Source organism: Flavobacterium aestivum, assembly GCF_026870175.2.
GTDB classification, from domain to species: Bacteria; Bacteroidota; Bacteroidia; order Flavobacteriales; family Flavobacteriaceae; genus Flavobacterium; species Flavobacterium aestivum.
In genome coordinates, this window is record NZ_CP113977.2 from 2,915,497 (window position 1) to 2,933,380 (window position 17,884).

The window sequence follows — 17,884 nt, forward strand, 5'->3', positions numbered from 1 at the left end:
GTTATGTTATTAAAACGTAACGGGTTTGTTATTAAAATAGATTATTGAATTTATTGATTGGTTGCCTCTCCTGTTTTGTGAATACTAACAGTTAATTCTTGTGAACCTTCTTCAATATCCATGAAAATTTCGTCACCAGAAGTAATTTTTGAAGTGATAATTTCTTCAGCAAGTGCGTCTTCTACGTATTTTTGAATAGCTCTTTTTAGAGGTCTTGCACCAAATTGTTTGTCAAATCCTTTGTCAGCGATAAAAGCTTTCGCTTTTTCTGATAAGGTTAATTGGTAACCTAATTCTTTAATACGATCATATAATTTTTTCAATTCAATTTCAATGATCAAATTGATGTGCTCTTTCTCTAAAGTGTTAAAGACAATTACATCATCAATTCTATTCAAGAACTCAGGAGCAAAAGTTTTTTTCAAAGCATTTTCAATGATACTTTTTGAATTGTCATCAGCTTGGGCAATTTTAGCAGCTGTGCCAAATCCAACACCTTGTCCAAAATCTTTTAATTGACGTGCTCCAACATTAGAGGTCATAATGATAATTGTATTCTTGAAATCTATTTTACGACCTAAACTATCAGTTAAATATCCATCATCTAGAACCTGAAGCATCATATTGAATACGTCTGGGTGTGCTTTCTCGATTTCATCAAGTAATACCACACAATATGGTTTTCTGCGAACTTTTTCGGTTAATTGTCCGCCTTCTTCATATCCAACATATCCCGGAGGTGCACCAACTAATCTTGAAATAGCGAATTTCTCCATGTATTCACTCATGTCAATTCGAACTAGAGCATCTTCAGAATCAAATAATTCTTTAGCAAGAACTTTGGCTAATTGTGTTTTACCAACACCGGTTTGTCCAAGGAAAATAAAAGAACCAATAGGACGGTTTGGATCTTTTAACCCAGCACGATTTCTTTGAATAGAACGGGCTATTTTCAAAACAGCTTCGTCTTGCCCAATTACTTTGTTTTGAATTAGTTCCGGTAATTTTGCTAGCTTGTTACTTTCTGTTTGTGCAATACGATTCACTGGAATTCCAGTCATCATAGAAACAACATCGGCAACATTGTTTTCGGTTACTAGTATTCTATTGTTTTTAGAGTCTTCTTCCCATTGTTCTTGTGCTATGGCAAGGTCTTTCTCTATTTTTTTCTCATCATCACGAAGTTTGGCTGCTTCTTCATATTTTTGTTTTTTAACAACCAAATTTTTCAATTCACGGACTTCTTCTAATTGGCGTTCCAAGTCCAAAATTTGTTTTGGAACATCAATATTGGTAATGTGTACTCGTGATCCGGCTTCGTCTAATGCGTCAATAGCTTTGTCCGGTAAAAAACGTTCAGACATATAACGATTAGTTAACTTAACACAAGCTTCAACAGCTTCTGGTGTGTAAGTTACGTTATGATGATCTTCGTATTTGTCTTTAATATTGTTTAAAATAGTTATTGTTTCCTCTACAGAAGTTGGTTCTACAATAACTTTTTGGAAACGTCTTTCAAGTGCTCCATCTTTTTCGATATATTGACGGTACTCGTCTAACGTTGTGGCCCCGATACATTGAATTTCACCTCTTGATAAAGCAGGCTTGAACATATTTGATGCATCAAGTGAACCAGTAGCTCCACCAGCACCAACTATAGTATGAATTTCATCTATGAATAGAATGATATCGTCATTTTTTTCAAGTTCATTCATTACTGCTTTCATTCTTTCTTCAAACTGACCACGGTATTTAGTGCCAGCAACCAGACTTGCTAAATCAAGCGTTACTACTCGTTTGTTAAATAAAATACGAGACACTTTTTTCTGAATGATTCGTAGAGCAAGACCTTCGGCAATAGCAGATTTACCAACTCCAGGTTCTCCAATTAATAAAGGGTTGTTTTTTTTGCGACGACTCAAAATTTGAGATACACGCTCAATCTCTTTTTCACGCCCAACAACTGGATCTAGCTTGCCTTCTTCCGCCATTTCTGTTAAATCTCTCCCAAAATTATCAAGTACAGGAGTTTTGGATTTTTTATTTGATTTATTGGCAGGGTTATTGAAATTACCTTCTTTAAGACTGTCATCTTGTCCTGAATCATCATTGTATGATTCGTTTCTTGGCAGGTTTTCTAAAAAATCGTCTTCGTTTGGAGTCATATTTAAATACTGTTCTTTAGCTACATCATAATCTATTTTAAGTTTATTCAGTAGCTTGGTTGTAGGATCGTTTTCATTTCTTAAGATGCACAATAATAAATGTGCTGTACTTATAGAAGAGCTTTGAAAAACTTTAGCTTCTAGAAAAGTAGTTTTTAAGGCACGTTCCGCTTGACGGGTAAGATGTAGATTTTTTTTCTCTATGCTTACCTCATGGCTAGGACTTGCTGGGCTAAGGATTTCAACCTTTCGTCTTAAATGGTCTAAATCAACAGAAAGGTTATTCAGAATATGGATTGCTTTTCCATTCCCGTCCCTTAAAATACCAAGCATCAAATGTTCAGTACCTATAAAGTCGTGTCCTAAACGTAAAGCCTCTTCTTTGCTATAGGTTATCACGTCTTTTACTCTCGGTGAAAAATTATCATCCATAATTTCTATATAATTGTTTATTGTAAATTTAGTGAATTAGTATTTGAAAAACAAAAACCATACCTACTAATAACTGCTTATGCTAATTGACAAAAAAATGATGAAATTAAAGTTAAATAAGACTTAAAATTATTAACGAAAAGTCAACATTTGTTTGTTAATAAATCGAGTAAATTTACAATGTATTATAGGTGTAATTTTATCGAGAAAGGTTATATTAGCGGGATTTTTTAAAACAAAATAATTTTAATCTAAGAATATATTATGTCTGAAGGAGAAAAGTTAATTCCTATTAACATTGAAGATGAAATGAAAACAGCTTACATTGATTATTCAATGTCGGTTATTGTATCAAGAGCGCTTCCTGATGTTAGAGATGGCTTGAAACCAGTGCATCGAAGAGTACTTTATGGAATGCATGATTTGGGAGTTAATTCAAGATCTGCCCACAAAAAGTCTGCAAGAATTGTCGGGGAAGTTCTTGGTAAATATCACCCTCACGGAGATACCTCTGTTTATGATGCCATGGTTCGTATGGCGCAAGAATGGAGCATGCGTTATTTATTGATCGATGGTCAAGGTAATTTTGGTTCTGTAGATGGAGATAGTCCTGCAGCGATGCGTTATACTGAAGCTAGAATGCGTAAGATTTCTGAAGAAATTTTGGCGGATATAGATAAAGAAACTGTAGATTTTAAATTAAATTTTGATGATACATTAGAAGAGCCGACAGTTATGCCGACTCGTGTTCCTACCTTATTAATAAATGGAGCAACAGGAATTGCAGTAGGTATGGCAACTAATATGCCTCCTCACAACTTAACCGAAGTAATAAACGGTACATTGGCATTTATGGATAATAATGACATTGAAGTTGATGAGTTGATGACGCATATTAAAGCTCCGGATTTTCCAACCGGAGGTATTATATATGGATACGAAGGAGTTCGTGAAGCATTCAAGACTGGTAGAGGTAGAGTAGTAATGCGTGCCAAAGTTGGTTTTGAAGAGGTAGATGGCCGTGAGAGTATTGTTGTTACCGAGATTCCTTATCAAGTTAATAAGGCAGATATGATTAAGCGTACTGCTGATTTAGTAAATGAAAAGAAAATTGATGGTATAGCGAATATTCGTGACGAGTCAGATAGAAATGGTATGCGTATCGTTTATATCTTGAAGCGTGATGCTACTCCAAATGTGGTTTTAAATACACTTTATAAGTTTACTCAATTACAGTCTTCTTTTAGTGTAAACAATATTGCCATTGTAAATGGTCGTCCTCAAATGTTGAATCTGAAAGATCTGATTCATTATTTTATAGAACACCGTCATGATGTGGTAATTCGCAGAACTCAATTTGAGTTGAAAAAAGCGGAAGCAAGAGCACATATATTAGAAGGTTTAATTATTGCTTCTGATAATATTGACGAAGTTATTGCTTTAATCAAAGCTTCGAAAAGTACAGAAGAAGCAAGAGATAAATTAATCGAAAGATTTAATTTATCGGATATTCAATCTCGTGCTATCGTAGAAATGCGTTTGCGTCAATTAACAGGTCTTGAACAAGATAAGTTAAGGTCAGAGTACGAAGAGGTTATGAAGTTAATAGAGCATTTAAAAGCTTTATTAGCTGATGTTAATTTAAGAATTGCTTTGATAAAAGAAGAGTTAACAGAAATCCGTGATAAATACGGTGATGAACGTCGTTCTAAAATTGAATATTCTGGAGGAGATGTAAGTATAGAAGATTTGATTGCAGATGAAAATGTTGTAATTACTATTTCGCATGCAGGGTATATTAAGCGTACTAATCTTTCTGAATATAAAACACAAAATAGAGGAGGAGTTGGTCAAAAAAGTGCAGGAACCAGAGATCAAGATTTCTTGGAGCACATGTTTGTGGCAACTAATCATCAATATATGATGTTCTTTACTCAAAAAGGAAAATGTTTCTGGATGCGTGTTTATGAAATTCCGGAAGGAAGTAAAACGGCTAAGGGTAGAGCGATTCAGAATTTAGTGAATATTGAGAGTGATGATAAAGTGAAAGCTTTTATTTGTACTCAAGATTTAAAGGATAAAGATTATATCAATAGTCATAATTTAGTTATGGTGACCAAACAAGGTCAGGTTAAGAAAACTTCTTTAGAGAAGTATTCTAAGCCTAGGGTAAATGGTGTTGCTGCAATTACAATTAAAGAAGGTGACGAATTACTTGAGGCTAAATTGACGAATGGTGAAAGTCAAATCATTTTGGCAGTTAAATCAGGTAAATTAGTTCGTTTTGAAGAAACCAAAACTCGTCCGATGGGAAGAACAGCATCAGGAGTTCGTGGAATCACTCTTAAAGATGATACTGATGAAGTGATCGGAATGGTAACTGTAAATGATATGAACAGTGAAATTCTTGTAGTTGCTGAAAATGGTTATGGTAAACGTTCAAGTCTTGATGAATATAGAATAACCAATCGTGGAGGTAAAGGTGTGAAAACACTTAATATTACTGAGAAAACAGGAAAACTTATCTCAATAAACGCCGTTACTGATGCAGATGATTTAATGATTATCAATAAATCTGGTTTGACTATTAGAATGGCGGTTGAGGATTTAAGAGTAATGGGAAGAGCTACTCAAGGTGTTAAATTAATAAACATCAAAGGGAAAGATTCTATTGCAGCTGTAACTAAAGTAATGAAAGAAGAGGAAAAAGAGGTAGTACTTGACGAAGATGGGAATGAAATTGAGGTTGAAATCGAGCGAGTAAAACCTGTTTTGGAAGTTCTTGAAGACGAAGGTGCAACCGAAGAAGATGAAGATGAGGATGAAGACGAGGAAGTTGAAGAAGATGAATCTGACGAAGACGATTCAGATGACGATGCTTAATTAAGTAGCAATAAAAAAAATAAATATAAAATAGATTAATATGAAAAATCGATATGTAATAATAGCGTCAGCATTATTTTTATCAGTAGCAAGTTTTGCTCAAAAAAATGAAATAAAAGCTGCTGAAAAAGCAGTGAAAGGTGGTAAGTCAGATGAGGCAATCACTATTTTAACTGGTGTAGAGCATCAGGTTGTTAATGCTCCAGATGCTGATAAAGCGCAATATTATTTTGTTAAAGGAAATGCGTATTTTGATTTGGCAAATAAAAATGTTGAGGCTGATAAGAACTTAAGTGAAGCTGCAAAAGCATACAAAGAATTATTGGAGATTGAAAAAGCTTCAGGGAAAGTTAAGTATTCTACTCAGGCAGCTGCTTCAATTACTGATATAAAAGGGAAATTGATTAATGGTGCGATTGCAGATACAAAAGCTGATAAAAATGCAGAAGGTGCCAAAAAATTATATGATGCCTATTTGTTAGAGAAAAAAGACACTATTAATCTTTATTACGCAGCATCTACTTATGTAAGTGCAAAAGATTATGATAATGCTCTTAAGTTGTATGAAGAATTAAAGTCATTGAATTATTCTGGAAAAGCTAATTACTTTTATGCAGTAAATAAGGTAAATGGTCAGGAAGATTTTTTCAATACGGCAGCAGATAGAGATAGATTGGTGAAAATGGGAACTCATGAAAAACCAAGAAATGAGGCTGTGCCTTCAAAAAGAGGCGAGATATATAAAAATATTGCTTTAATTTATGTACAGCAAGGAAAAATGGATGCGGCTAAAAAAGCGGTTTCTGATGCTAGAAAAGCAAATCCAGATGATACTTCATTGATATTGACAGAGGCTAATTTATATCTTGAGGCAAAAGATATGGATACTTACAAGAAATTAATTGCTGAAGCATTACAGAAAAATCCAAATGATGTAGACTTAATATTCAATTTAGGTGTTGTTAGTGCATCAGCAAAGAACTTTACTGAAGCTGAAAAGTTTTATAACAGAGTTATAGAGTTAGATCCTAAATATATCAATGCTTATATTAATATGGCTGCAATGAAGTTAGATGGTGAAAAACCAATCATTGATGATATGAATAAATTAGGTACTTCTGCTGAAGATATGAAGCGTTATAATGTGCTAAAGAAGAAAAGAGAAGACTTGTTTAGAAGTACTATTCCTTATTTAGCTAAAGCGGTTGAGTTAGCTCCTGAAAATGTTGATGTTGCTAAAACATTATTAAATGTTTATAGTGCATTAGAAATGACAGCAGAATATAAAGCTTTGAAGGCTAAAATGTAGTTTTCATATTTTGATAAAAAAGAAGTCCTGCTCAAATAATTTTGAGCAGGACTTCTTTTTTTGACGATCTTATCTTTTGAAATGTTTATGAGGTTTGTGTGTTAAAATATACAGTTTTTTCTTAATTAAAAATAGTATGTTATATTTAGATTAATTTTTCTTTAAAATTCATTTGTGTAATCAAAATTTAATTCTATTTTTAGGCTTAATATGTTTTATTAATAAAATATTAATTGATAAAAAAACGATGTAGTTTGAATATTGTTAAATATATATTTTATTTTTAAAGACATTATGAAATTTTTGAGCCGTGATTTTTTAACTTACAAAAAAATAATTTATGACATAAAAATACTTTAAAGTTACTTCGATTACTTATTCTCCTAAAGAACTAAATAAGTAAAATGAAAATAGGAAGTTCATCCCAAAATGTTTTAGCGATATCTTAAAATATTTAAAATCTCTTTTTTAAATTCTATTTATTAGTTATTGAAATATTTTTTATAGTTTTTAATCTTAATTGAAAAAAATCTATTGATTTATTTTAAAGTAAAGCGCCCCCAGAATCTTGTTTTAATAATTAAACCAAAACCAATGAAAAGAAAATTTGTAATGCTATCAATAGTGTTATTGATAAATGCAGGAATCTATGCCCAAAAAAGTCAAATTAAAGGAGCTCAGGTAGAGTATGATGGAGGTAGGTATCAACAAGCGTTTGGTATCTTAAAATCCTCAGAATACCTTGTTTATAATTCTACAGATGAAGAGAAATCTGATTTTTATTTTTTGAAGGGAAATGTATTGAAGGCTATGGCTGGAAAAAATATTGATGCAGTAAAGAATATGGCATTAGCCGGTGAAGCATATCAAGATTTGATAAAAGCTGAATCTGAATCCGGTAAATTTAAGTATACTATGCAGGCTAATGTGGCAATTAGAGAAATAAAGTCTATATTAATGAATGGGGCTGCTACTGATTTTAAAGCTGGTAAGTTTAATGAAAGTTCCGACAAAAGTTATAGTGTGTATTTATTTGATAAAAAAGATACTCTGAATTTGTATAATGCAGCTTCATCTTCTATGTCTGCAAAAAATTATGATAATGCTCTAAAATATTATGAAGAGTTAAAGAAGATTAATTATTCTGGAAAAGGAATGGTTCTTTATGCTACAAATAAGAAAACAAAAGCTGAAGAATCTTTTGTGTCAACTAGTGTTAGGGATGAAGGGATTAATTCAGGAGCTTATGAAAAGCCAAGAAATGCTGTGTCAGCTTCTAAAAGAACTGAGATAAACAAAAACTTAGCATTTCTTTATCTTGAAAAGAACGATGCGGTTAAAGCTGAAATGTGTTATAATAAAGTTCTTGAAGCGGAGCCTAATTATATTGATGCATATATAAATATAGCTTATTTAAGATTAGAATCTAAAAAGACATTGACAGATCAGATGAATAATCTAGGAAATTCTCCTGCAGATATGCAGCAGTATGATAAGCTGAAGACCAAAAAAGATGATTTGGTTAAAAGTGTGATTCCTTATCTTAAAAAAGCGCTAATGATTGAGCCTAAAAATCAAGATGTGGCTAAATCTCTTTTGGGAGTTTACAGATCATTAGATATGACGGCGGAATATAATGAGCTAAAAGCTAGATTTTAGTTCGGTTTAAATAAAAATGAAAAAGGGGACAAAATTTAATTTTGTCCCCTTTTTTTAAATTATTTTTTTAATTACCCGAAGTTTATGAGTGTGTTTGTTTGTGTCGGTATTGTAAATTCCTAAATGATCTAAACGATCGATTCTTACTTTGCCGCTAGCGTGAATAATATAATTGTTTTCCATAATTATACCAACATGTGTAATATTACCTTCATCATTGTCAAAAAAAGCTAAATCGCCTGGTTCACTTTCTTCAATAAAACTTAAAGCTTCGCCTTGCGTAGCTTGCTGTGATGCATCGCGTAATAGTTTGTAGCCATTGAGTTTGTAAACCATCTGGGTAAAACCAGAGCAGTCAATGCCAAATGGTGTTTTTCCTCCCCAAAGATAAGGGGCGTTTAAATACATAAAGGCTGAGTTCAATAAGGATTTTTTAGGTTTAATTCCGCTTGTTTTTGTGCCTTCAAAATCAAAATTAGAAGTGTTTATTTCACTATAGTTCAAAAAGGATAGTGATGACCCAAGAGGGATAGGAATTAATGAGTTTGATGGAGTTGTAATATATTCTATTAAATCGGCATTTAGAATTATTGCATCCGTTGATAACTGTTTAAAATTTGATTCAGTAATTTCTTGAAATTGTTTAGTGTCTATCCAGCCTTCATAATTGTCAAATTGTATTCTAATACGAGACCATTGTTTAGATTGTTCTAAAACTTCAAAATGTTCACCAAATAAAACTTGAGAAACAATTTCGCTTTTATCACTGGCTTCAGCTCGAAGGGGTATTATGGCTAAATTACAAATTCCGAACATTTATATAAATTAGAAATTAAAAATACGAATCAAAAATTACTGTAAAAATAGTAATTTTCGATTCGTATTTATTTAATAATTTCAATTTTCTTTGAAAGAAGGGGTGTTAGATGTTTCTTTCGATAACAAATGCAGATGCACCTCCACCGCCATTGCAAATTGCAGCAGCGCCATATTTAGCATTGTTTTGCTCTAATACGTTCAATAAAGTAACTATTATGCGCACTCCAGAGCATCCTAGAGGGTGACCTAAAGAAACAGCTCCTCCGTTAACATTAACCTTGTTATTGTCAAGTCCAAGTATTTTTGAATTGGCTAATCCAACTACAGAAAAAGCTTCGTTAAATTCGAAATAATCGATTTCGTCAAGAGTTAAGTTAGCCTTAGCTAATGCTCTTGGTATTGCTTTTGCGGGGCTTGTTGTAAACCATTTTGGTTCTTGAGCAGCGTCAGCATATCCTTTTATGTAAGCTAGAGGTTTTAAACCTAAACTAATGGCTTTTTCTTCGCTCATTAATACAACTGCTGCAGCACCATCATTGATAGTTGAAGCATTTGCAGCTGTAACTGTTCCTTCTTTTGTGAATACTGCGCTTAAGTTTGGGATTTTTTCTAATGAAACATTAGTAAATTCTTCGTCTTTTGAAATAATAATTGGTTCACCTTTTCTTTGAGGAACCGCTACTGGAACAATTTCGTTGTCAAATTTACCTTGACTCCAAGCTGTAGCTGAACGCTCATACGATTGGATTGCAAATTTATCCTGTTCTTCTCTAGTAATATTGTATTCTGTAGCACATAAGTCGGCAGAAACCCCCATTGCATTATTGTCATATGCATCAGTTAGTCCGTCTTTTTGTAATCCGTCAACCATAGTGTTTGGACCAAACTTTGTGCCATTTCTTAAATTCATATAGTGTGGAATCATACTCATGTTTTCCATTCCTCCTGCAACTACAATTTCGGCATCTCCGCACTGAATGGCTTGAGCGCCTAGCATTACAGCTTTCATTCCTGAAGCGCAAACTTTATTAACTGTTGTGCAAGCTACTTCAACAGGAAGTCCTGCGTAAATTGCAGCTTGACGAGCTGGAGCTTGTCCTGTTCCGGCCTGTACTACATTACCCATAAAAACTTCGTCAACTAATTTTGGGTCTAATTGTATTTTGTCTAATGCTCCTTTAATTGCAGCAGCTCCTAATTTAGGTGCAGTAACTGTAGACAATCCTCCCATAAAACTGCCGATAGGTGTTCTAACTGCAGAAACGATAACAACTCTTTTGCTCATGTTTATTATATGTTGATTTATATAGCAAATTTAAACTTTTTTTAGTATATTAAAATTATTCAAGGATTTAAATTAAGATATATTTAATTAATTAGTGTTTTATTCTTTGTTTTTAATTAAATCATTAAAAAGAGTTTATTTGTTAATGTTACAATCCAAAGATGATTTGGGAATTAGTATTTGTTTTTGATTTTTAAGAAATGGTTAATTTGCCTGTTCTTTTGCATTCTTACTTTGATATTAATATATAATCGTTTCAAATGCTTTCGAGATGAAGTTTGAAAATGAGTAGGAGTTTCTTTAATAAGTGAAGTTAAGGTTAATTGTTTTTTTAATCTCTCGCTAGCTATGATTAAGCATAAATGAGTCGAATTTATTACATTTGAAGCATTGTTGCCTTTTTATGTGAGTTTTTTTATTAATTCTATGTGTTTGATAGTGAAGTATTTTTAAAAAAATATTAAAAAATATTAAAAAAAAGTGTCGAAATACTTGTGAGAAGTCTAAAGATGTCTTAAATTTGCAACCGCAAAACAGGACACGTTTCCTAAAGAGTTTTGAAGGTTTTTGGAGAGGTGCCAGAGCGGTAATGGAGCAGATTGCTAATCTGTCGACGAGTAATCGTCGCCAGGGTTCGAGTCCCTGTCTCTCCGCATATTTTCTTAATGTTAAGAATTTTAGCAAAATTCAAATACCAAGGGTATTTTCATAAAGGATATGTATAATATTGAATTTTCGGGGTGTAGCGTAGCCCGGTTATCGCGCCTGCTTTGGGAGCAGGAGGCCGCAGGTTCGAATCCTGCCACCCCGACAAATTGAAATAATGGACGCATAGCTCAGCTGGATAGAGCACCTGCCTTCTAAGCAGGCGGTCGAAGGTTCGAATCCTTCTGCGTTCACTTAAAAACCCACTGAATCCAGTGGGTTTTTTGCGTTTTATACTTTTTGTGTTTTTTATTTTCCTACTTTTACCACGATAAAACGAGCTTTTTTAAGAGAAAATCACAACTTTTTCACAACTCAACATTTTATATCATGGTAATTGAAATTAAATTATTGACGGCTAAAAAAGAAACTCCTGAAGGGTTTCCTTTGGCGGTGCAGATTGCGCATCAAAACAAACGTAAAACAAAAAACATTGCTTTTTGTAAAGAGAAACATTTTATTCAGGACGGGAAAACTATTTCTGAAAAGCATCCTGATTACGATGTTTTGGCGCCTATATTAATGGAGTTGAAAATTAGGGCACGCAAATTGATTCTTAATGGGTATAATGATGTTGAAAAAGTGTATCAAGAATTATTTGCGGTTGATTTTTCGCAAATTGGATTTATTGATTTTGCTGAAGGATTGATTGCTGAAATGAAAGATGTGGCTGAAAAAGTGGGTAAACATGATTTGAAGGCTAAAAATAAGCTGCTTGGAAATGTGCGATGTTATGAAAATGTGATCGCGCAATTTGAGAATTTTGGCAAAAACGTGACTTTGCAAAATTTGGATTATTCTATTTTAATGGCGTTTAAGAATTATAATACCGGTATAGGGAATTCTAAGGCTACGGTTCATTTGTATTTGCGAACTTTGCGGGCTATATATAATAAGGGAATCCTGAAGCATAAATTTGCAGATGAAAAGCCATTTACTGGGGTTTTTGATGGTTTAAAAACTCGCTCGTATGATTCTAAGAAAAAGTACTTGGATCGTGATGCTTTGGGGAAACTGGAGCAATTGGATTTAAAGAGTGCAAAACAAAAGTATGTAGATTTATTTTTGTTGCAGTTCTATTTTGGTGGCTGCGACTTGATAGATTTGTATTATCTTAAAAAAAGACAAATACGTAAAGGGCGCATTGTTTTTGATCGCACTAAAACAAATACTGGTACCCGAATTGATTTGAAAGTGCATCCGAAAGCTCAGGCTATTTTGGATAAATATACAGGTGAGGCTGATTGGTTGTTTCCTTGGAAAAAAGAAAATGAATCTTATATTACTTTTCGTGGAAACTACCAGCGGGATATTGTTTTAGTGCAAAAAGCTGAAAAAATTGAAGTGTCACCAGATGATGGAAATTTGGGTATAAAAGTGGCTCGCCATACTTTCGCGAATTTGGCAAAAACGCTGAATATTGATACTGATGTTATTCGTGAGTTAATGGGGCACGAACGTGATGATGTTGATAATTATTATAAAGACAAGTATCCCGAAGCTGTTCGGGACAAAGCTCTATTTGATATTATTGGGTAATGAATGGGTTTTTAATTTCTCCAGTTTCTAAGGCTGCTTCATAGTCGATATAAACAGATGTGCCATAACCGCCGAATAAGGTGTAAATCTTATAGCCGCGGGTTGGGTTGCCGACTGATTTTATTTTAGAAACTACAACTTTGTTGTTTGATAAAAAAGAAGCAACGTGTATGTTTCCTTGTGTTAAAAAAGTAAATTCCTGTCCCATCGGGTAGCCTATATTAATTGTGTCCCCAATTTTGATTAGATTACCTGATTTGGTTTGGTATTCTGTAAATTTCCCTTCTTCCTTGGTTTTGTTATAAATCGCTTTTTGTGCGCTGCAAAATGATGTTGCAAAAAATAGTGTTAGAATTAAATTTCTCATATCTAAAGTTTTATTTCTTCAAATATAAGCTTTTTTCTATAAATTATTTTTGTGATTATGTTCGGCTGATTTTATGATGCTGATTTGTGTTTTTAGTAGCTCTATTATTTTTAATTGGTGGCTATAATCTTGTTTTTGATCTTTCAAAAGTTTGATAGTGTCCATTCTTACTTTTATTTCTTCTTCTATTTCAAGTATTTTTTTTCCATATCCGGTGGTTGTGGGTTTGTATTGTTCTCTTTCTTCATTTACAAAATCTACATTTTCGCTTTGTAGAATATTGTACAATAATTCTTTTTTCGATTCAGGTATTACTTCGCCTTTTTCGTAGTTTACAATGGTTTGTCTTGAAACCCCTATTTTTCCAGCTAATTCTGTCTGTGAGTAGCCTTTTTTCTTCCTTAATTCTTTAATATTCAAATCTTTCATAGGTTCTTTTTTTTGTGGTAAAATACTTAAAACTGTGTTAAAAATGTAAATTATTGTACAATTAATTTTAAAATGTAAAATATTGTACATAGATTTGTCTTGTCAAACAATGATAGATTGTACATCAATTTATGTGCCAAACTTGACAAGTCAAGACAAAGATATGAAAAATACAATATTAATAGAGCCTGTGGATGAAGATATGGCATTGCTGGCTACTGCGGTACTGATTTTAAACAACTTCAAGAAGATTGGTTTTGTTAAACGTGAATATTTTGTGGAGCTGATTATGGATGTTGATAAATCATATCATACACTGCCCGGTATGCAAAAGTTGAACAATTTTTGGGCTGGACGTGTGAAAGATGCTGAATTGAATAAGGATTTAGTGAAAATTTTTGAAGGGTTAAAAACATCGTAATTATGAAGCAAAATACTTATATCAACGCTAGTGATTTTATTGAATCCTTGCAATCTATGGGTTTGATTATTGTTTCGGCTCGTGAGTTTGAGGCTTCAAAAGATTTGGATCGCAAACGAATGATGCGTAAAAAAGCGCTCTCCTTAAAGGAAATTGTGGATTTCAAATTACTTCCGCTTAAAAGTAAAAAAGGGGTTGAAAGTTGGATTTCTAGGGGTAAGATTAAGTCTGATGAAATTTTTCAAGAACAAACGGGTCAAAAAAGAATAATGGTGTTAACATCTGCAATTAAAAGACTTGGATATGGTGATTAGTCAAGATGAACAAAGAGAAATAAACGAAATCGAGGTAAAGGAACCTCGTGTTGTAGTATGTCAAGAGGATAAGTTGTGTTGTCCTGAGGCTTTTTTTGAAATGATTGAACAATGTAAATTATGTGGCCGATGTCTATAGATGAAATAATGACTAGTGAAATTACCTTTTGGGTATTGTTTATTGCTGACGTTGTGTTGGGGTGTATCGTATTGCGCGGGTGTATTTGGTTTGTTGGATATCAGAGACAACGAAATAAGGTTTTTGCTGAAAGAGCTAAAAAGAGATTAGGGAATTTGAGTGATAATTTAATATAAATGTAAAATAATTGAATTATGAAAATTTATCAAAATAATTTGTTTGTGTGGTTGCTGATTTGGGAAACCAATCCAAAAAAAAGAAACTTAAATAATAAAGTGACTTTTTATTCTGATGCTGAAATAAGAGTTGGAGATATAATTATTAGTAATCCGGGAGATACAAGTGTTTCTTCTTATGAAGTACTTGAAATTATTGAAAATAGAAAAGGAAATGTAAAAGGCAAAATTCATTATGCCTGTCTTGTGAAATGGTGTGTAAATACGGTTCCTTTTTTTAAAGGAAAGGATTTGGAATTTACTGGTAAAGCTTTTGTAAAACTTGTTAATGGTTAAAATATGAAAACAATCACTTTTGATACAGTCCACGCGGAGAAATTGGAGTTAGCTATAAGTCTTGAATTTGGATGTAGGGTTTCTGAGATTGTAAGCCTTCGTGATTCATTGGTAAAGAAGGTGGTTGTTTTTATTTTGTCTAAAACTAAAAAATACGATGCGCGTGTTTTGGGGGCTAATTATCAGATTTCTTATTTGTATGTGCCAACGGTTATTACTGAAATGGAATATTTGATAAAAACGGTTCCTGGGTTTGAAATTAAAATTGAAAATGTTTATCAATTAATAGCTGAAAAATGAAAACATCAGAAGGATTTAAGGAAGTAATTAAAAATTATCTTGAGAAACGAGCTATAGAAGATGAATTGTTTGCGGTTACTTATAAGAAGGAAAATAAAAGCCTTGATGAGTGCTGTAGTTATATTATGGAGTGCGCTAAAAAAGGTGGTTGTGCTGGTTATTCGGATAATGAAGTTTTTGGTTGGGCGGTTCATTACTACGATGAAGATGATGTAAAAAATATCAAATCCGTAAGTGGAAAAGTGATTGTGAATCATTCCGTGGAACTTTCGGCAGAAGATAAGGTTAAGGCTACTGAGCGAGGTATGGAACTAGCGATAGAAGAAGCGAAATGTGAAGCTAAAAAAAATCTAGCAGGAAAAGTAAAGCTTTCTGAAGAAGAGAGGCGAGAAGCGAAACAGGTTGCTTTTCAAAAAGTTGTTTCTGATCAAAAAGAGAAACTGATCCTGAAAAAAACAAAGAAAAAAGAAGGTGTGATTGTGAATGAAGAAATAGATTTATTTAGCAGCTTATGATACCGAAAACTAGATTACAGTTAGAGGTTTGGAATCTTAGTAAAAACCTTTCTAAACCGGTTGAGCAAGAACCGTTTGTTATTTCAAGACATCATTTCTATTATACTACTCATTATAAAAACCTTGTTTGTTTGGAATGTAATCACTTATGGAAGCCTGAAATGGATCTTTGGAAAGAAGAAGCGATTGGTGTTGAATGTCCGGCATGCAATAAGAAATTAAATAAAATAACGATTAACAATGGTCAATTTACTAAAATAATAACATATTCTGTTGTCCAGGTGGTGGGTAGATTTCAGGTTATAAGATATTTTTCCTGTTGGAAGAGTATGTATAAAAACGAAAAACCAAGTTACCATTTTAGAAAATTATTTGAAGAATGGAAAGATTACGACAAAAACAAAGAAGTGGTTGTTGGTTTAAATACAACTTGGACCGGTGATGGTTTTAGTTCTTCAGGTTATGAAGTTAGGTATAATAATCGCAAATATGGACAAACGGAATATGATCGCTTTGTATCGGATTACAATTGTCCAGGAGCGGAATTTTTACCGAGATTTAATAAGTATGGTTTAGGTAATGATTTTCATAATTGCGATTGGAGATTGTTATTAAAAAAGCTTGAAATGAGTCCAAAAGTAGAAACTCTTTTGAAGGCAAAACAAAAAGAACTTCTTTTTTATGCTGTTCATAAAGATGAAAGATACCATTCGTATTGGTCTCAAATTAAAATTTTACTTCGTCATAAATACAAACTAAATGATGCTGGTATTTGGTATGATTATCTTCAGTTGCTTAAGGAATTTGGAAAGGATGTATCTAATCCAAAATTTATTTTACCGAAAAATCTTAAGAAGTCGCACAATGAATATGTTGCTAAAAAACAAGTAAAAATTGATAAAGCACGTGCGGAAAGAGAGATTAAGAGACAGGAAAGTGAACGGCTGAAGGCTGAAGCAGAAGAAGCATTAAAAAGCATTAAAGTAGAGGTCTTTAAGGATTTTATTATAAAGAAAGGAGATGTTTTAATAGTTCCGTTAATTGAAGATGAAGATGTTAAGGAAGAGGGTAAAATATTGAAACATTGTGTTCATGCAAATGGTTATCATAAAAAGCCTGGTATATTATTAATGTCTGCTCGAGTAAATGGTAAAAGGATTGAGACGATTGAAATATCCTTAGCTAGTTATTCAATTATACAATGCAGGGGGAAAGATAATGGTATAACGCAATATCATAATGAGATCATTGAAATAGTAAAGCGAAATATGGGTAAAATATCTCGTATGGTTGAAAGACAGAAGAAATTGAAGGGTTTGGACTTAAGTCTGAATAAACTTCAAATAGAAGCTGCATAAATCATTCTAATTAAAATTTAAAAAATTAATTAATGGCGAAACTAACCAAGCAAATTGTTCCTTTCGGAATGGTGCCAAATACGTTGTTAAACGATAATAAAATTTCGTTAAAAGCAAAGGGTTTGTTTGCTTTTATGCAGTCTAAACCTGATGGCTGGAATTTCTCTGTTGATAAAATTGCTTTTCAATGCAAAGAGGCTAAATCGAGCATTTCTGAAGGGTTGAAAGAGTTGGAAAATTTCGGGTATTTGATAAGAAAAAAGCAACAAACTGGTAATGGATTTGTTGTTGATTATCGTCTTTATTTTGATAATATTTCTGACAAGCCAATAGCCGATTTCCAATCGTTGGAAATCCAATCACTGAAAAATCCAATATTGGGAAATCCAATCATTGGGAAATCGGTAAATAATAGTAATAAAGATATAAGCAAGAAAGATAATAGTAAAAAAGAAGAAAGAGGGGATTCGCTCGCTTTTTTGGAAAATAATTATCCTTCAAGATTTGAAAGACTGATGATGCAATTTAAAAATCAAATTACTGACTTCGTCAAATTCTCGCAACTTTTTGAAGCAACTGTGTTGCAGGAAAAATTAGAGTATGATGGCGATGTTTTAGAAGGTCGTTTTATAAAGTTTGCGATTAACTGGGTGTCGAATCAAAATAAGTTTGATAAACCTGTGATTGAATTGAATCCAAATCAAAAAAAAGAAAAAATAGGAGGTTTTTAGTT

16 protein-coding genes and 3 tRNA genes are annotated in these 17,884 nt (G+C 32.8%); 14 read left to right on the forward strand and 5 right to left on the reverse strand.

What is annotated here, in order from left to right:
* Positions 1-50: 50 nt before the first annotated feature.
* Positions 51-2,597 carry an ATP-dependent Clp protease ATP-binding subunit gene (locus OZP08_RS12450; RefSeq protein ID WP_281321980.1) on the reverse strand — a complete coding sequence of 849 codons (2,547 nt, stop codon included), beginning with the start codon at positions 2,595-2,597 and terminating at the stop codon, positions 51-53.
* Between the two features lie 264 nt (positions 2,598-2,861).
* Between OZP08_RS12450 and gyrA the strand changes: the two genes are divergently transcribed.
* From gyrA to OZP08_RS12465, 3 genes are all read left to right on the forward strand, one after another.
* A complete protein-coding gene (gene gyrA, locus OZP08_RS12455; RefSeq protein WP_281321981.1) occupies positions 2,862-5,480 on the forward strand; it encodes a DNA gyrase subunit A in 2,619 nt (872 codons plus the stop codon).
* Positions 5,481-5,520: 40 nt separating this feature from the next.
* Complete coding sequence (locus OZP08_RS12460; protein ID WP_281321982.1) at positions 5,521-6,789, forward strand: tetratricopeptide repeat protein; 1,269 nt, start codon at positions 5,521-5,523, stop codon at positions 6,787-6,789.
* Between the two features lie 594 nt (positions 6,790-7,383).
* Positions 7,384-8,448, forward strand: coding sequence for a tetratricopeptide repeat protein (locus tag OZP08_RS12465; RefSeq protein WP_281321983.1), 1,065 nt, complete (start codon positions 7,384-7,386; stop codon positions 8,446-8,448).
* Positions 8,449-8,502: 54 nt separating this feature from the next.
* Here OZP08_RS12465 and OZP08_RS12470 read toward each other — a convergent pair whose 3' ends face one another.
* Positions 8,503-9,264: a C40 family peptidase gene (locus OZP08_RS12470; RefSeq protein WP_281321984.1), complete on the reverse strand. Its 762-nt coding sequence runs from the start codon at positions 9,262-9,264 to the stop codon at positions 8,503-8,505.
* A 106-nt stretch (positions 9,265-9,370) separates the two neighbouring features.
* Positions 9,371-10,552, reverse strand: a complete 1,182-nt coding sequence (locus OZP08_RS12475) for an acetyl-CoA C-acyltransferase (protein ID WP_268846427.1) — start codon at positions 10,550-10,552, stop codon at positions 9,371-9,373.
* A gap of 569 nt (positions 10,553-11,121) precedes the next feature.
* Here OZP08_RS12475 and OZP08_RS12480 point away from each other — a divergent pair.
* The 4 genes from OZP08_RS12480 to OZP08_RS12495 all read left to right on the forward strand — a co-directional run bounded on the left by OZP08_RS12480 (position 11,122) and on the right by OZP08_RS12495 (position 12,796).
* A tRNA-Ser gene (locus OZP08_RS12480) sits at positions 11,122-11,205 on the forward strand.
* An 83-nt stretch (positions 11,206-11,288) separates the two neighbouring features.
* Positions 11,289-11,363, forward strand: a tRNA-Pro gene (locus tag OZP08_RS12485).
* Between the two features lie 14 nt (positions 11,364-11,377).
* Positions 11,378-11,451: transfer RNA gene (locus OZP08_RS12490), tRNA-Arg, on the forward strand.
* A 136-nt stretch (positions 11,452-11,587) separates the two neighbouring features.
* Positions 11,588-12,796 (forward strand): tyrosine-type recombinase/integrase, encoded by a 1,209-nt coding sequence (locus OZP08_RS12495; RefSeq protein WP_281321985.1) that lies wholly within the window; start codon positions 11,588-11,590, stop codon positions 12,794-12,796.
* Here OZP08_RS12495 and OZP08_RS12500 read toward each other — a convergent pair.
* The gene (locus OZP08_RS12500; RefSeq protein ID WP_268846429.1) at positions 12,786-13,163 is read right to left on the reverse strand and encodes a hypothetical protein; all 378 of its coding nucleotides are present in this window, start codon (positions 13,161-13,163) and stop codon (positions 12,786-12,788) included. The genes OZP08_RS12495 and OZP08_RS12500 overlap by 11 nt on opposite strands.
* Positions 13,164-13,199: 36 nt before the next feature.
* Positions 13,200-13,592, reverse strand: a complete 393-nt coding sequence (locus OZP08_RS12505) for a helix-turn-helix transcriptional regulator (RefSeq protein ID WP_281321986.1) — start codon at positions 13,590-13,592, stop codon at positions 13,200-13,202.
* Between the two features lie 163 nt (positions 13,593-13,755).
* On the opposite strand from OZP08_RS12505, the gene OZP08_RS12510 reads away from it, so the two are divergent.
* The 7 genes from OZP08_RS12510 (at position 13,756) to OZP08_RS12540 (ending at position 17,882) form a co-directional block, all read left to right on the forward strand.
* Positions 13,756-14,013: a hypothetical protein gene (locus OZP08_RS12510; protein ID WP_268846431.1), complete on the forward strand. Its 258-nt coding sequence runs from the start codon at positions 13,756-13,758 to the stop codon at positions 14,011-14,013.
* Positions 14,014-14,015: 2 nt separating this feature from the next.
* A complete protein-coding gene (locus OZP08_RS12515) occupies positions 14,016-14,327 on the forward strand; it encodes a hypothetical protein (RefSeq protein ID WP_281321987.1) in 312 nt (103 codons plus the stop codon).
* 333 nt (positions 14,328-14,660) lie between these two features.
* Positions 14,661-14,978, forward strand: coding sequence for a hypothetical protein (locus tag OZP08_RS12520; RefSeq protein WP_281321988.1), 318 nt, complete (start codon positions 14,661-14,663; stop codon positions 14,976-14,978).
* Between the two features lie 3 nt (positions 14,979-14,981).
* Positions 14,982-15,278 carry a hypothetical protein gene (locus OZP08_RS12525; protein WP_268846434.1) on the forward strand — a complete coding sequence of 99 codons (297 nt, stop codon included), beginning with the start codon at positions 14,982-14,984 and terminating at the stop codon, positions 15,276-15,278.
* The gene (locus tag OZP08_RS12530; protein ID WP_268846435.1) at positions 15,275-15,793 is read left to right on the forward strand and encodes a PcfK-like family protein; all 519 of its coding nucleotides are present in this window, start codon (positions 15,275-15,277) and stop codon (positions 15,791-15,793) included. The genes OZP08_RS12525 and OZP08_RS12530 overlap by 4 nt, the downstream gene beginning before the upstream one ends.
* Positions 15,790-17,151 (forward strand): PcfJ domain-containing protein, encoded by a 1,362-nt coding sequence (locus OZP08_RS12535; protein ID WP_281321989.1) that lies wholly within the window; start codon positions 15,790-15,792, stop codon positions 17,149-17,151. The genes OZP08_RS12530 and OZP08_RS12535 overlap by 4 nt, the downstream gene beginning before the upstream one ends.
* Positions 17,152-17,183: 32 nt before the next feature.
* Positions 17,184-17,882 carry a helix-turn-helix domain-containing protein gene (locus OZP08_RS12540; RefSeq protein ID WP_281321990.1) on the forward strand — a complete coding sequence of 233 codons (699 nt, stop codon included), beginning with the start codon at positions 17,184-17,186 and terminating at the stop codon, positions 17,880-17,882.
* Positions 17,883-17,884 lie beyond the last annotated feature (2 nt).

What these genes read in the sequence shown, in the direction of transcription:
- OZP08_RS12510 (WP_268846431.1), top strand. Translation starts at nt 13,756, where the DNA reads ATGAAAAATACAATATTAATAGAGCCTGTGGATGAAGATATGGCATTG.
- OZP08_RS12505 (WP_281321986.1), bottom strand. Translation starts at nt 13,592, where the DNA reads ATGAAAGATTTGAATATTAAAGAATTAAGGAAGAAAAAAGGCTACTCA.
- OZP08_RS12475 (WP_268846427.1), bottom strand. Translation starts at nt 10,552, where the DNA reads ATGAGCAAAAGAGTTGTTATCGTTTCTGCAGTTAGAACACCTATCGGC.
- OZP08_RS12535 (WP_281321989.1), top strand. Translation starts at nt 15,790, where the DNA reads ATGATACCGAAAACTAGATTACAGTTAGAGGTTTGGAATCTTAGTAAA.
- OZP08_RS12525 (WP_268846434.1), top strand. Translation starts at nt 14,982, where the DNA reads ATGAAAACAATCACTTTTGATACAGTCCACGCGGAGAAATTGGAGTTA.
- OZP08_RS12530 (WP_268846435.1), top strand. Translation starts at nt 15,275, where the DNA reads ATGAAAACATCAGAAGGATTTAAGGAAGTAATTAAAAATTATCTTGAG.
- OZP08_RS12450 (WP_281321980.1), bottom strand. Translation starts at nt 2,597, where the DNA reads ATGGATGATAATTTTTCACCGAGAGTAAAAGACGTGATAACCTATAGC.
- OZP08_RS12495 (WP_281321985.1), top strand. Translation starts at nt 11,588, where the DNA reads ATGGTAATTGAAATTAAATTATTGACGGCTAAAAAAGAAACTCCTGAA.
- gyrA (WP_281321981.1), top strand. Translation starts at nt 2,862, where the DNA reads ATGTCTGAAGGAGAAAAGTTAATTCCTATTAACATTGAAGATGAAATG.
- OZP08_RS12470 (WP_281321984.1), bottom strand. Translation starts at nt 9,264, where the DNA reads ATGTTCGGAATTTGTAATTTAGCCATAATACCCCTTCGAGCTGAAGCC.
- OZP08_RS12520 (WP_281321988.1), top strand. Translation starts at nt 14,661, where the DNA reads ATGAAAATTTATCAAAATAATTTGTTTGTGTGGTTGCTGATTTGGGAA.
- OZP08_RS12500 (WP_268846429.1), bottom strand. Translation starts at nt 13,163, where the DNA reads ATGAGAAATTTAATTCTAACACTATTTTTTGCAACATCATTTTGCAGC.
- OZP08_RS12515 (WP_281321987.1), top strand. Translation starts at nt 14,016, where the DNA reads ATGAAGCAAAATACTTATATCAACGCTAGTGATTTTATTGAATCCTTG.
- OZP08_RS12540 (WP_281321990.1), top strand. Translation starts at nt 17,184, where the DNA reads ATGGCGAAACTAACCAAGCAAATTGTTCCTTTCGGAATGGTGCCAAAT.
- OZP08_RS12465 (WP_281321983.1), top strand. Translation starts at nt 7,384, where the DNA reads ATGAAAAGAAAATTTGTAATGCTATCAATAGTGTTATTGATAAATGCA.
- OZP08_RS12460 (WP_281321982.1), top strand. Translation starts at nt 5,521, where the DNA reads ATGAAAAATCGATATGTAATAATAGCGTCAGCATTATTTTTATCAGTA.